14 protein-coding genes and 2 pseudogenes are annotated in these 13,193 nt (G+C 66.9%); 8 read left to right on the top strand and 8 right to left on the bottom strand.

The window, feature by feature from the left end:
* The first annotated feature begins 321 nt into the window (after positions 1–321).
* The 4 genes from radA to ENN83_RS03235 all read left to right on the top strand — a co-directional run bounded on the left by radA (position 322) and on the right by ENN83_RS03235 (position 4,645).
* Positions 322–1,689: a DNA repair protein RadA gene (gene radA / locus ENN83_RS03250; RefSeq protein ID WP_287184053.1), complete on the top strand. Its 1,368-nt coding sequence runs from the start codon at positions 322–324 to the stop codon at positions 1,687–1,689.
* A gap of 18 nt (positions 1,690–1,707) precedes the next feature.
* A complete protein-coding gene (locus tag ENN83_RS03245) occupies positions 1,708–2,313 on the top strand; it encodes a CvpA family protein (RefSeq protein WP_287184050.1) in 606 nt (201 codons plus the stop codon).
* 140 nt (positions 2,314–2,453) lie between these two features.
* Positions 2,454–3,911 carry an amidophosphoribosyltransferase gene (gene purF, locus ENN83_RS03240; protein WP_287184058.1) on the top strand — a complete coding sequence of 486 codons (1,458 nt, stop codon included), beginning with the start codon at positions 2,454–2,456 and terminating at the stop codon, positions 3,909–3,911.
* Between the two features lie 71 nt (positions 3,912–3,982).
* On the top strand, positions 3,983–4,645 hold the full coding sequence (locus ENN83_RS03235) for an SDR family NAD(P)-dependent oxidoreductase (protein ID WP_287184048.1): 663 nt from the start codon (positions 3,983–3,985) through the stop codon (positions 4,643–4,645).
* Between the two features lie 94 nt (positions 4,646–4,739).
* On the opposite strand, the gene ENN83_RS03230 is transcribed toward ENN83_RS03235, so the two are convergent.
* Both ENN83_RS03230 and ENN83_RS03225 read right to left on the bottom strand, forming a co-directional pair.
* A complete protein-coding gene (locus ENN83_RS03230) occupies positions 4,740–5,474 on the bottom strand; it encodes a choice-of-anchor L domain-containing protein (RefSeq protein ID WP_287184046.1) in 735 nt (244 codons plus the stop codon).
* A gap of 9 nt (positions 5,475–5,483) precedes the next feature.
* Positions 5,484–5,606, bottom strand: a complete 123-nt coding sequence (locus ENN83_RS03225) for a hypothetical protein (protein ID WP_287184043.1) — start codon at positions 5,604–5,606, stop codon at positions 5,484–5,486.
* Positions 5,607–5,864: 258 nt separating this feature from the next.
* On the opposite strand from ENN83_RS03225, the gene surE reads away from it, so the two are divergent.
* The 3 genes and pseudogenes from surE (at position 5,865) to ENN83_RS03210 (ending at position 8,367) form a co-directional block, all read left to right on the top strand.
* Positions 5,865–6,650 carry a 5'/3'-nucleotidase SurE gene (gene surE / locus ENN83_RS03220; RefSeq protein ID WP_287184040.1) on the top strand — a complete coding sequence of 262 codons (786 nt, stop codon included), beginning with the start codon at positions 5,865–5,867 and terminating at the stop codon, positions 6,648–6,650.
* A complete protein-coding gene (locus ENN83_RS03215) occupies positions 6,647–7,294 on the top strand; it encodes a protein-L-isoaspartate(D-aspartate) O-methyltransferase (protein ID WP_287184037.1) in 648 nt (215 codons plus the stop codon). The genes surE and ENN83_RS03215 overlap by 4 nt, the downstream gene beginning before the upstream one ends.
* 52 nt (positions 7,295–7,346) lie before the next feature.
* Positions 7,347–8,367 (top strand): annotated as a pseudogene (locus ENN83_RS03210) (peptidoglycan DD-metalloendopeptidase family protein).
* Between the two features lie 48 nt (positions 8,368–8,415).
* Here ENN83_RS03210 and ENN83_RS03205 read toward each other — a convergent pair.
* The 6 genes from ENN83_RS03205 to ENN83_RS03180 all read right to left on the bottom strand — a co-directional run bounded on the left by ENN83_RS03205 (position 8,416) and on the right by ENN83_RS03180 (position 12,703).
* The gene (locus tag ENN83_RS03205; protein WP_287184056.1) at positions 8,416–9,213 is read right to left on the bottom strand and encodes an ATP-binding protein; all 798 of its coding nucleotides are present in this window, start codon (positions 9,211–9,213) and stop codon (positions 8,416–8,418) included.
* Between the two features lie 44 nt (positions 9,214–9,257).
* Positions 9,258–10,142 (bottom strand): twin-arginine translocase subunit TatC, encoded by an 885-nt coding sequence (tatC, locus tag ENN83_RS03200; RefSeq protein ID WP_287184034.1) that lies wholly within the window; start codon positions 10,140–10,142, stop codon positions 9,258–9,260.
* On the bottom strand, positions 10,139–10,507 hold the full coding sequence (gene tatB / locus ENN83_RS03195; protein WP_287184032.1) for a Sec-independent protein translocase protein TatB: 369 nt from the start codon (positions 10,505–10,507) through the stop codon (positions 10,139–10,141). The genes tatC and tatB overlap by 4 nt, the downstream gene beginning before the upstream one ends.
* A gap of 24 nt (positions 10,508–10,531) precedes the next feature.
* Entirely contained in the window at positions 10,532–10,744 is a 213-nt protein-coding gene (gene tatA / locus ENN83_RS03190; RefSeq protein ID WP_287184029.1) for a twin-arginine translocase TatA/TatE family subunit, read from the bottom strand.
* 108 nt (positions 10,745–10,852) lie between these two features.
* Positions 10,853–11,995, bottom strand: a complete 1,143-nt coding sequence (locus ENN83_RS03185; RefSeq protein WP_287184026.1) for an ABC transporter ATP-binding protein — start codon at positions 11,993–11,995, stop codon at positions 10,853–10,855.
* Between the two features lie 144 nt (positions 11,996–12,139).
* A complete protein-coding gene (locus ENN83_RS03180) occupies positions 12,140–12,703 on the bottom strand; it encodes a transglycosylase SLT domain-containing protein (protein ID WP_287184023.1) in 564 nt (187 codons plus the stop codon).
* A gap of 240 nt (positions 12,704–12,943) precedes the next feature.
* Here ENN83_RS03180 and gatB point away from each other — a divergent pair.
* Positions 12,944–13,193 (top strand): annotated as a pseudogene (gatB, locus tag ENN83_RS03175) (Asp-tRNA(Asn)/Glu-tRNA(Gln) amidotransferase GatCAB subunit B); the annotation flags it as partial.

Genomic DNA, 13,193 nt, shown 5'->3' with positions numbered 1-13,193 from the left:
GCGCCGCCCCGAGATGCGCTGACAGCCTCTGCAGCGCCATCGCTTCCGCACTGACTGCCTTCAACCCGAAGGAATGCGCCCGCTATCTCCGGCACGCAGGATATGCTTCAACTTGATCGGAAACAACTCTAGCCGCCTCCTCCTTCTTCTGGCCCGAAATATCCCGGGGGAGACGCCCGGAACGGGCGACGGGGGCAGCGCCCCCCCCGCGGCCGGCGGCCGCGCCATGCCCAACCCCGGACAAGCGGGGCGAAAGCCCCGCGCGGGCCGGGGGCGGGAGCACCCCCTTGCCCGGCGCGCGTCCTTCCGCCAAGAAAGGCCATGGCCAAAGCCGCTCCCAGCTACACCTGCAACGCCTGCGGCGCGTCCCACCAGAAATGGGCGGGCCGTTGCGATGCCTGCGGCGCCTGGAACACCATCGCCGAAGAGGCGCCGCTTTCTGCCGGTCCCGCCGCGAAATCCCTTGGTGCCGCTCGTGGTCGGGCCCTGCCACTCTCCGACCTCGCCGCGACCGAGCCCGAGCCGCCCCGCGCCGCCTCCGGCATGGCCGAGTTCGACCGGGTGCTGGGCGGCGGGCTGGTGCCCGGTTCGGCCATCCTCGTCGGCGGCGATCCCGGCATCGGCAAGTCCACCCTGCTTTTGCAGGCTACCGCAAGCTTCGCCCGCAGCGGGCTCAAATGCCTCTACATTTCGGGCGAGGAGGCGGGCGCCCAGATCCGCATGCGCGCGCGCCGCCTGGGTCTTGCCGATGCACCGGTCAAACTCGCCACCGACACAAACCTGCGCGACATACTGACCACGCTGGATGCCGAACGGCCGGGTCTTGCCATCATCGATTCGATCCAGACCATGTGGGCCGACATGGTCGACAGCGCGTCCGGCTCCGTCGCCCAGGTCCGCGCCGCCGCCCATGAACTGACCGCCTTCGCGAAACGCCGCGGCTCGGCCGTCATCCTTGTCGGCCATGTCACCAAGGATGGCCAGATCGCGGGCCCGCGCGTGGTCGAGCACATGGTCGACACCGTGCTGTATTTCGAGGGCGAGCGCGGGCATCAGTTCCGCATCCTGCGCGCGGTCAAGAACCGCTTCGGACCGGCCGACGAGATCGGCGTGTTCGAGATGACCGGAACGGGTCTGGCCGAGGTGCAGAACCCATCCGCCCTGTTCCTGTCGGGGCGCGGCACGCCTGCGCCGGGGGCGGCCGTCTTTGCCGGCATCGAGGGCACGCGGCCGGTGCTGACCGAGATCCAGGCGCTTGTCGCACCCTCGCCGCTGGGCACGCCCCGGCGCACGGTGGTCGGGCTGGATGCCGGGCGGCTGGCGACCACGCTTGCCGTGCTCGAGGCGCGCTGCGGCATCCCCTTTACCGGGCTCGACGTGTTCCTGAACGTCGCGGGTGGGCTTCGGGTCAGCGAACCCGCGGCCGATCTGGCGGTGGCCGCGGCGCTGATCAGCGCGCGCGAAGATGTCGCGCTGCCTGCAGATTGCGTCGTCTTCGGGGAAATATCGCTCTCCGGCGCGCTCCGGCCGGTAGGACAGACGGAAAACAGGTTGAAAGAGGCGCAGAAACTTGGTTTTTCCACAGCCATCGCGCCCGCGGACAGCAAGCCGGGCGCCCCGACGGGACTGAGCCTGCGGCGCATGCCGGACCTGGCCGCCTTCGTCGGGGAAATGTTCGGCGCCGGCTGAGGCCGAGGAGGGATTGCCATGGAAGGGTTTACCGCAGTCGACGGGGTTGTTGCCGTCGTCATCCTGCTTTCGGCGATCCTCGCCTATTCGCGCGGATTCGTGCGCGAGGCGATGGCGATCGCAGGCTGGATCCTGGCCGCGGTCGTGGCCTTCATCTTCGCGCCCTCGGTCGAGCCGCTGGTCTCCGAGGTGCCTTTCCTCGGCACGCTGGTCGGAAATTCCTGCGAACTGGGGATGCTCGCGGCCTTCGCGGGCGTGTTCATGGTGGCGCTTGTGGCGGTCTCGCTGTTCACGCCGCTTCTGTCCTCGATGATCCAGGGCTCTGTGCTGGGCGGGCTCGACCAGGGGTTGGGCTTCCTGTTCGGCGTGGCGCGCGGGGTCCTCTTGGTGGCGGTGGCGCTTTTCGTCTACGGCATGGTGGTCACCACCGCCGAGTACCCGATGGTGGACAATTCGCGCTCGGCCGACATCTTCAGCGCGTTGACCCGTCAGATCGCCGAAGCCGATCCCGACCAGGCGCTGGGCTGGCTGACCCGCCAATACGAGACCTTGATGGGCGCCTGCGACCGTCCGGCGGCACCGGCACCCGCTGGCACGCCCCTGCCCCCCGCCGATGCCCAGTGAAAGCCTGCGCGCGCGCCAGTGTGATCCTTTCGTGACAGCGCGCGCCCAAGCGCGTAGAGAGGGGCCAGTCCCCGCCAGTTGGATTCGGAGCCTCGACGCCCATGCGCCCGATGACCCCGCATGTTTCGCCCGAGCGCGACATGCCCCCCGCCCATCCCTTCGATGACGACAAGCTGCACGAGGAATGCGGCGTCTATGGCGTGATCGGCCTGACGAACGCGGCGAATTTCGTCGCGCTGGGCCTGCACGCGCTGCAACATCGCGGCCAGGAGGCGGGCGGCATCGTCAGCCATGACAGCCGGACCGGGTTCCACTCAGCCCACCGCTTCGGCTATGTGCGGGACAATTTCACCAAGGCCAGCCTGATGGAGACGCTGCCGGGCATGCTGGCCATCGGGCATGTGCGCTACTCCACCGCCGGCTCCAAGGGCCAGACCGCGATCCGGGACGTGCAGCCCTTCTTCGGCGAATTCGCGATGGGCGGTGCGGCCATCGCCCATAACGGCAACATCACCAATGCCGAGGCGCTGCGGCGCGAGCTGATCGACCACGGCTCGATCTTCCAGAGCTCGTCGGACAGCGAATGCATCATCCACCTGATGGCGCGCTCGCTGCAAAAGACCATTCCCGAACGGATGAAGGACGCGCTGCGCCGGGTCGAGGGTGCGTTCTCGGTGGTCGCGATGACGCGCACGAAGCTGATCGGCGTGCGCGATCCGCTGGGCGTGCGCCCGCTGGTGCTGGGCCGGTTCGGCGATGGCTGGGTGCTGTCGTCGGAAACCTGCGCGCTCGACATCATCGGCGCGGAACTGGTGCGCGAGATCGAGCCGGGCGAAATGGTGCAGATCTCGTCCGAGAAGGGCGTGGAAAGCTTCCGGCCCTTCGAGCCGCGACCCTCGCGCTTCTGCATCTTCGAGCAGGTCTATTTCTCACGCCCCGACTCCATCCTGGGCGGCCGCTCGGTCTACGAAACGCGCCACCAGATCGGCGTGGAACTGGCACGCGAAGCACCGGTCGAGGCCGATCTGGTCTGCCCCGTGCCCGATTCCGGCACGCCCGCGGCGATCGGCTTTGCCCATGAAAGCGGCATTCCCTTCGGCATGGGGATCATCCGCAACCAGTATGTCGGCCGCACCTTCATCGAGCCGACCGAACAGATCCGCAACATGGGCGTGCGGCTGAAACTGAACGTCAACCGCGCCCTGATCGCGGGCAAGCGCGTGGTGCTGGTGGATGACAGCGTGGTACGCGGCACGACCAGCCGCAAGATCAAGGAAATGATTCTGGATGCAGGCGCCGGGGAGGTGCATTTCCGCATCGCCTCGCCGCCCACCGCCTGGCCCTGCTTTTACGGCGTCGACACGCCCGAGCGCGAGAAGCTGCTGGCCAGCCGCATGACCGAGGACGAGATGCGCGACTATCTGGGCGTCGACTCGCTGCGCTTCATCTCGCTGGACGGGCTCTACCGCGCGGTGGGCGAAGCGCAGGACCGGAACGCGGCCTGCCCGCAATATTGCGATGCCTGCTTCTCGGGCGATTACCCGGTTGCGCCCTCCGACATGATCGAGAAAGGCTTTCAGACCAAGGCGGCAGAATAGGGCTGCGCGCGGATGTCGCCCTTTGCCGACCCCATCTTGACCCCTCCGCGCAGCTGACCGAAAGACCCAGCATGACAGACCAGAAAATCGCCCTTGTAACAGGCGCCTCCCGCGGCTTCGGCGCGGCGGTGGCCGAGGAACTGGCCCGGCGGGGCTATCACGTCGTTGCCGTGGCGCGCACCAGCGGCGCGCTCGAGGAGCTGGACGATCGCATCCAGGCCGCGGGCGGGCATGCGACGCTTGCCCCCATGGACATCACCGTTGACGATGCCATGCGCACCCTTTGCCGCGGCATCTATGATCGCTGGGGCCATGTCGATCTGTGGGTGCATTCCGCGATCCAGACCCTGCCCTTCAGCCCGGCCGAACAGATCGACCTGAAATTCTGGACCAAGGCCGTCGCCGCGAATGTCGAGGCGCTGGGCGTGTTGGCGAATTTCATCTCGCCGCTGCTGCGCGCAGCCCCCGGGGGCGGCCATGCCGTTCTGGTGGACGATCTGGCCGAAGGCCCGTTCCTGGGCGCCTATGCCGCCTGCAAGGCCGCGCAACGCGCGATCTTCGCGGCCTGGGCGGCCGAACAGGCGCGCTTGCAGGACGTGCATGTTCACCGCTTCGTGCCCGCGCCGATGCCCACCAACCACCGCAACCGCCTTTTCCCGGGCGAAGACATCTCGGGCCTCGCCCAGCCGAGGGACGAGGCGGCCCGGATGGTGACGGAACTGGGGCTGGGCTGACAAGGGCGCTTCAGCGCGGCTCCGTGTCAGATTGGTGCCCGAACGACCCGCGCGCAGACGCGCGCGGGTCCGATCATTGCGACCTCTTGCCGGGTCAGGCCCGGTGGCGGTGGCGCCGCATGACGCCCAGCGCGCCGAGACCCATCAGCATCAGCCACGCGCCCGCGGGAAGCGGTATCACGCCCGGACCCGTCGTCCCGAGCGAGCCACCCTGAATGAAGATCGCCGAGTCAAAGCTTCCGTCGCCCGCATCCGCGATCTTGAACGAGATCGTGTTCTCCACGCCCTTGAGGATTGCACCCTGCGCCGTGAAGACGCAGGTGAACCCGTCATATTCGATATCGAACGGCGTCAACGTGTCCGAGGGATCGTTGTCCTTGTAGAAGGAGGAATTCGATCCGTTGTTGACGTTGTTGATCGAAACGGGCGTCGTGGTGCCGGGGATGAACGCCAGGTTCGTGCCGTTCAGGAACAGCCCGAACACGTCGTTATATTCGAAGCCCACATACTCGTTGTATTCCTCGGACGCGAAGACGTAGTTGAAGAACAACGTGTCGCCGTCGCTGGTGAACTTGATGGTCAGGACCGTGGCGTCGTATGTCGAGTAGCCTGGAATAAGTGCATCCAGATCGCTGTCACCGCCGAGACCGAAATTGGTGGAAGTCCCGTCGGAGTTGTTCGGCCCGACCGCGTTCTGAACGTTGCCGGTCGACAGGATTACGCCCTGGTCGATGCCGATGCCCGTCGCCCCGAAGCCCGTGAACGTCCCGGCGGCGGTAGCGCCCGCAGAGCCAGACCCGTTACCGCCTGTCAGTTGCGCGCTCGTCACCGTGATGCCCTAGCCCAGCAGGGCATTGGCCAGAACCGTGGCGTCCGTCGACACCGTTACCGTTGCCGCGTAGCCCCCCCCGGACGCCAACGCCATCGTTCCCGCAATCGCGGTCGTTTTCAGAAATCGCATGTCTTTCCCCTTCGGAATTCAACTGAACCCGGGCGCTCCAGCGCCCCCCCCTCGGAACCGGGACGGCCCGACCCTGCGCCATCAATTTCTGGCACACAGCACAGAAAACGTCCCACCCCATTCGTTAACCTATCCTAGACCGCGCGTTTTCCCAAAAGGTTTTCCGAACCCGCATTCCCGGTCGCTACAGAGCCCACGGAACCCGCTTGCCCTGTCCCGACCTCTCTCATAGGAAGGTCGGGATCCAGAGGGTGGAGCATGCGCATTCTCATCACCAATGACGACGGCATCAACGCCCCGGGACTGAAGGTGCTCGAGGCCATCGCCGACGAGATCGCGGGTCCGGGCGGCGAGGTCTGGGCGGTCGCCCCCGCCTTCGAGCAATCGGGCGTGGCGCACAAGATCTCCTACACCCATCCGATGATGATCGCCGAGCTTGGACCCCGCCGCTTTGCCGCCGAAGGCTCGCCCGCCGATTGCGTGCTCGCCGGCATCTACGACGTGATGACCGATGCCCGGCCCGACCTTGTGCTTTCGGGCGTCAACCGGGGCAACAACGCGGCCGAGAACGTGCTCTACTCGGGAACTATCGGCGGCGCGATGGAGGCCGCGTTGCAGGGGCTGCCCGCGATCGCGCTGTCGCAATATCTGGGCCCGCTCAATTTCGACGAGGCGTTGCAATTCGACGCCGCCGCGGCCCATGGCGCGGCGACGGTGCGCGCACTGCTGGACCAGGGCCACTGGGACAGCGCCGATTACCGGCTGTTCTATAACGTGAACTTCCCGCCGCTTCCGGCCGAAAGGGTCAGGGGGCTGCGTGTCGGGCCGCAGGGCTACCGGCGCGATGCCTCCTTCGGGGTGGAACCGCACCGCTCGCCCTCGGGACGCAAGTTCCTGTGGATCAAGGGCGGCCCGCAGCACCTGCCGACCGCGCCGGGCTCGGACGCGGCGCTCAACCTCGACGGCTACATCGCGGTCACGCCGATGCGCGCCGACCTGACCGCCCATGACGCCATCGACGCGCTGAAGGCCAGGCTGGAATGACCGGCGAGGACAGTTCCGAACGCAAGATGCAGTTCCTCTACACGCTGCGCTCCAAGGGGGTCACGGATGCCCGCGTTCTGGACGCGATGGAACGCATCGACCGCGGCGTGTTCATCAGGGGCCATTTCGCCCCGCGCGCCTATGAAGACATGCCGCTGCCCATCGCCTGCGGACAGACCATCAGCCAGCCCTCGGTGGTGGCCCTGATGACCCAGGCCTTGAACGTCCAGCCGCGCGACAAGGTGCTCGAAGTGGGCACGGGGTCGGGCTATCAGGCCGCGATCCTCTCGCGGCTTGCCCGCCGGGTCTACACGGTCGAACGCCATCGCCGCCTTGTCAACGAGGCGCAGAAGCGGTTCGAGGCGCTGGGGCTGACCAATGTCACCGCGCTGGCCGCCGACGGGTCGTTCGGGTTGCCCGAACAGGCGCCCTTCGACCGCATCCTTGTGACCGCGGCGGCCGAGGATCCGCCCGGGCCGCTCTTGGCGCAATTGCGCGTTGGCGGTATCATGATCGTGCCCGTCGGGCAGTCTGACACGGTGCAGCGGCTGATCAAGGTGACCCGCGGCGAGACCGGCTTCGATTACGACGAGCTTCGCGAGGTGCGTTTCGTGCCGCTGGTCGAGGGGCTCGGCAACGACTAGGAACAGCCAGAGGGTCCGGGCAAACGGGCCCCGCATCAGCGAGGATCGAGCGATGTCCATCTCCGACCATGCCGCCCGCTTGCCGGCCCGTGTTCTTGCCCTGGGGCTCGGGGCCGGGGTGCTGGCTGGCTGCGAAAGCGGCTGGGATTACGATTTCCGCAACACGGGCGGCAGCGAAGGCCAGGCCGTCAGGGTCGAAAGCGGCCCGCGCCCCGACCCCGATGCCCGTGGCGTGATCTCCTACACCAATTACCAGGTGGCGGTGGCCCGGCGCGGCGACAGCCTGGGCGACGTGGCAAATCGCGTGGGCCTGCCGGCCGAGGAACTGGCGCGCTATAACGGCATACCGCGCGATGCCCGTCTGCGCGAAGGCGAGATCGTCGCCCTGCCCCGCCGTGTGCCGGTTGGCGGCACCGCCTATGGCGGGTCGCGCAGCGATGACCGGATCGACATCACCAATATCGCGGGCGATGCGATCCAGCGCGCCGAACCCACCGCGGGCGCCGTCATCCCCGCCCGGGGGCCGGAACCCCTGCGGCACAGGGTCGAGCGCGGCGAGACAACCTATTCCATCGCGCGTCGCTACAATGTCACGCCCCGCGCCTTGGCCGACTGGAACGGTCTCGGCCCTGACATGGCGGTGCGCGAGGGGCAATTCCTGCTGATCCCGACACCCGCACGCGAGGTCGCCGCCGCGGATGCAGACGGAAAGCACAGCCCGGGCCCGGTTCGCAATGCCGGTGCAGGGCAGCATCATCCGCGGCTATCAGAAAGGCAAGAATGACGGGATCGACATCTCGGCCCGCGCGGGCAGCCCGGTCAAGGCGGCAGCCGACGGCACCGTCGCCGCGATCACCCGCGACACCGAACAGGTGCCGATCCTCGTGGTGCGCCACCCCGACAACATGCTGTCGGTCTATGCCAATATCGACGGTATCGCGGTCGAGAAGGGCGCCAGCGTCAAGCGCGGCCAGACCCTCGCCCAGGTGCGCGCAGGCAACCCGGCCTTTCTGCATTTCGAGATCCGCAAGGGCTTCGAAAGCGTCGATCCGATGCCCTATCTGACACCGTGATCCCTGAGCAAGTCGGGTATCCGGAACGGAAGGAAGGCGCAGGCGCGCTCAGATCCGGACGCCTCGGCGTGCGGCGAGATCGGTAAAGAACTGCCAGGCCACCCGCCCCGAACGCGCCCCGCGCGTGGCCTGCCATTCGATCGCCTCGGCCCGCAGCGTCGCATCGTCGATGGCTATGCCATGGGCGTCGCAATAGCCGCGGATCATCGCGAGATACTCGTCCTGACTGCACGGGTGAAAGCCCAGCCACAGCCCGAAACGGTCGCTGAGCGAGACCTTTTCCTCGACCGCCTCGGAGGGGCTGATCGCGGTCGAGCGTTCGTTCTCGATCATGTCGCGCGGCATCAGGTGGCGCCGGTTCGAGGTAGCGTAGAACACCACATTCCCGGGCCGCCCCTCGATCCCGCCATCCAGCACCGCCTTGAGCGACTTGTAATGCTGGTCGTCATGGGAAAAGGACAGGTCGTCGCAGAACAGGATGAACCGCTGATCGGGAGCCGCGCGCAGCAGCGTCAAGAGCCGCCCGATCGTGGGCAGGTCCTCGCGCTGGACCTCGACGATCTTCAGCGCGTGGCCCTCGGCGCGGATCGCGGCGTGGATCGCCTTGACGAGACTCGACTTGCCCATGCCGCGCGCCCCCCACAGAAGCGCGTTGTTCGCGGGCAGTCCCTGCGCGAAATGGCGGGTATTCTCCAGCAGCGTGTCGCGGGCGCGGTCGATCCCCTGCAACAGGCCCAGGTCCACCCGGTTCACCTCGGCCACCGGGGCCAGACGGTCGGGCGCGACATGCCACAAGAAGGCATCGGCGCCTGCGAAATCGGGGGCCTCGGCGGGGGCGGGGCTCATCCGTTCCAGCGCCTCGGCAATCCGTCTGAGCGCATCCACCCCGGTCACGGGCGCGCGTCCCCGCCTTGGTCGAACTCCTTCATCAGCGGGTCATCGTCCGGGTCATCCTCGAACCAAAGCCCCTGTTCGCGCAGCTCCTTCTCGCGCTTCTTCTCGACGCGGCGGACCAGAAGGATCGAGAACTCGTAAAGCCCGTAGACCACCACGAACAAGATGATCTGGGTGATGACATCAGGCGGCGTGACAAGGGCTGCCAGCACCAGGATGCCGACCACCGCATATTTGCGCATCCTCCCCAGACCCGCCGCCGAGACAAGCCCCGCCTTGCCCATGAGCGTCAGCAGCACCGGCAACTGGAAACACAGCCCGAAGGCCAGCACGAACTTGATCGTCAGCGACAGGTATTCCTGCACCGAGCCGTGAAAGGTCACACCCGCAGTCTGCGACACGACCTCGCCGCCCTCAACCGGGATCGCACCGACCTGCTGGAAGCCGAGGAAGAAGTCGAAGGCCAGCGGCGTGACAACGTAATAGGCAAAGGACGCGCCGAGGAAGAACATGAAAGGCGAGGCAATCAGGAAGGGCAGGAAGGCGCGCTTTTCCGAGCGGTAAAGCCCCGGCGCCACAAAGCGCCACATCTGGTAGGCGATCAGCGGAAAGGCCAGAGCAAGCCCGCCCACCAGCGAAATCTGGATCGCGACGAAGAAGCCTTCCTGCAGCTTGATGAGGTACAGCCCGCAATCCTGCCCGCGCGAGGCCAGCGCCGAACAGATCGGCTGGGTCAGGAAGTTGAAGATCGGCTGCCACAAGAAGAAACAGGCCACCATGGCGGTGACGAAGCCCGAGACCGAATAGATCAGCCGCGTGCGCAGTTCCGCCAGATGCTCGATCAGCGGGGCAGAGCTGTCATCGATCTCTTCGCTCTTCATGCGTCGCTCTTGGTCTCGGGGGCGGCTGCGGAGGGAGTTGCACCCGGGGGTGTCGCGGTGCCGGACGTTACCGTGCCGGGGGACCGCTTGGTCTCCCACTTCTCGAATGCCTCGGCCGCCTCGTTCAGCGTGTCGAGACCCATCGTGCGCGGATTGGCGATTTCCTTCAGCTCCTTGACCGTGTCCTTCATGCCGGCCGCGTCGGCGGCATCGTCCATGGCGCGCTGGAACTCGCGCGCCATGTTGCGCGCCTTGGCGGTGAAGCGGCCAAGCGTGCGGAACATGCCCGGCAGGTCCTTGGGGCCCACCACGATCAGCGCCACGATGCCGATAAGCAGAAGTTCGGTCCAGCCGAGGTCGAACATGGGGCTATGCGCGGGACAGGCGGATCAGGCCTTGTCCTTCTCCTGTTCGGGGGTGACGTCGCGCGCGGCCTCGAGGCTTTGCTTGGCCTCTTCCGTCTCTTCCTTGACGCCCTTCTTGAAGGCGGCGATGCCCTTGCCGACCTCGCCCATCAGCGACGAGATCTTGCCGCGGCCGAAAAGCACCAGGACCACGACGGCGATCAGCAGCAGGCCGGGAAGACCGATATTGTTCAGCATGGGTTACTCCCTCCGGGCGGGCATGTCCCGCCCCGCATGGAAATCTGTCTGTCACATCTATTGAGTCTGACGACCAGATCAAAGACCCATTCCATCGCATTCCCGCAATTATTTGCCTGTTCCCGCCACCCGCGGCGCGCCCGCATCGCGCCAGTCGACACGTTCATGGCCCGGCGCGGGGAAGACGAAACAGCGGTCGCGACGGATCATCAGCCACATGGGCGTGCCAAGCCGGGGCAGGAATACCGCGGGCACGGTCGCCTTCAGACTCGTCGCGTCGTAATCCATCCGGAACTCCACCAGGCTTTCCGAACCCATGAAGCGCGCGCGTTCCACCACGGCGCGCGCCGCCACGCCGGTTTCGGGCGTCGGGTTCGGGCCGCGGCCGTTGCGGTCGAAGTCGATGCGGATATGCTGGGGGCGGATGATGTTGTCCACCTCGGAGCCATCGGGCATGGCGGGCGTCAGGAACTGACCAAAGGCGGTTTCCGTCAGAAGGTTCTTGACCTTGCCCCGGATCACGTTGATATCGCTGAAGAAAGCCGCCGCAGCCCGGTCTACCGGCGCGTTGTAGATGTTGTAGGGCGCGCCCTGCTGGACGATCTTGCCGTGCCGCATCAGCGCGATCTCGTCGGCCATGCGCATCGCCTCGTCGGGCTCGTGCGTGACCAGCAGAACGGCGGCGCCCTCTTCCTTCAGAACGCTCAGCGTGTCGTCGCGGATCTCGTCCCGCAGGCGGTTGTCCAGCCCCGAGAACGGCTCGTCCATCAGCATGATCTTGGGCCGCGGCGCAAGCGCGCGCACCAGCGCCACGCGCTGCTGTTCACCGCCCGACAACTGGTGCGGGTAGTCGTCGATATGGCCCAGCAGGTCCACCCGTTCCAGCAACTGCTCGACCCTGCGGCGTTTCTCGGCGCGGCTGCCGCTGAGCCCGAAGGCGACGTTCTCGGCCACGCTCAGATGCGGGAACAGCGCGAAATCCTGGAACATCAGCCCGACAGAGCGGCGTTCAGGCGGCACGCGGAACACCGTGTCGCAGACCAGGTTGCCGTCGATGAAGATCTTGCCGCTGTCCTGCATGTCCACACCCGCGATCACCCGCAGCGTCGTGGACTTGCCGCAGCCCGAAGGCCCCAGAAGACAGGTCACCTGCCCCGGCATGACCTTGAGCGACACGTCATCGACCACCGTCTTCCCTCCAAAGACGCGGGTGATGTTCCGGATTTCCAGCCGGGGGGTTAGGGAACTCAAGACCTGCCTCGCACGCGTTTTCCGATAGAAACTATCGGGATTCCGGGGCAGATATCAATGCGCACCGCCCCCCGCAAGGCCGGGGGACGGCACTTTGCCCATAAGATGGGCAGATGCGGTCAGTATCGGCCAGGCCCGGACCGCTCAGCCCCGGCAATAGGGCTGCGCCCGCGTCCAGGCGGCAATCTCCTCGCGCTTGGTAGACACGCTCATCGGCCCCCAGTCGGCGGCGACACCACCACGCCCTGCCGCCACGACGCCATCGCGCGGCACGGTCCGCGCAGCGATGCGGATCGCACAGCTTATATTCGCCGCGCCGTCCTTCAGCGCCTCGCCACTGGTCGCCGAGCAGCCGTGCTGGCGCGCGGTCGCCGGTGAGATCTGAAGCAGCCCGAACCAGCGCCCGCCGCCGCCCACGGCCTGCGGGTTCCAGGTGCTTTCATGCTTGGCCAGCGCCGAGAACAGCCCGGCCCAGAAGGCCTGACGCTGCGCCGTGCCCGCGGTTGCATAGGCCGGGCACCATTGCCCGATATCGGCCGGAACGGTCTGAACCAGCGTCGCGCCATGGCTCGACAGTGCCTTCAGGCTTGCCTCTGTCCAGATCGGCGCCTCGGGACGGTGATCCCAGCCCATCCGCGGCAGATCCCCGGGCTTGAAGGCGGCACGGCTCGCGCCATCGCTGGTCGTCACGCATCCCGTGACCGCCATGGCGAGACAAAGGGCAAGCGGCGGAAATCGCATCGACTGACCATGATGTTGCACCGGGCGCAAGCTGCCCGGCGCGTGAGTTCTGACCGCCCGGCGCCCACCGGGCAAGCCTGTCCTTCGGGCATGCGCGACGCACCGCCGATCCTGCCCTTCCCGATCGGCGATCCTCCGCCGCCCCGTCCCCCTTGCCCGCGCCTTTGCCCTGCCTTAGACAGACCCCGCTGAGAAAGGACCGCCCCGATGCTCGACCTTGCCTATCAAGCCCCCAAACCCAAGGTGATCTCCGGCGCCAAGGCCGATTGGGAACTGGTGATCGGGCTGGAGGTCCATGCCCAGGTGGCCTCGAATGCCAAGCTGTTCTCGGGCGCCTCGACCGCGTTTGGCGCCGAGCCCAACGCCAATGTCGCCTTCGTCGATGCCGCGATGCCCGGCATGCTGCCTGTCATCAACGAGTTCTGCGTGGCCCAGGCGGTGCGCACCGGGCTTGGGC

The organism is Rhodovulum sp., from assembly GCF_011048875.1.
In the GTDB taxonomy this organism is placed as follows: domain Bacteria; phylum Pseudomonadota; class Alphaproteobacteria; order Rhodobacterales; family Rhodobacteraceae; genus Rhodovulum; species Rhodovulum tesquicola.
This window is presented reverse-complemented; position numbering and strand designations above follow the sequence as displayed.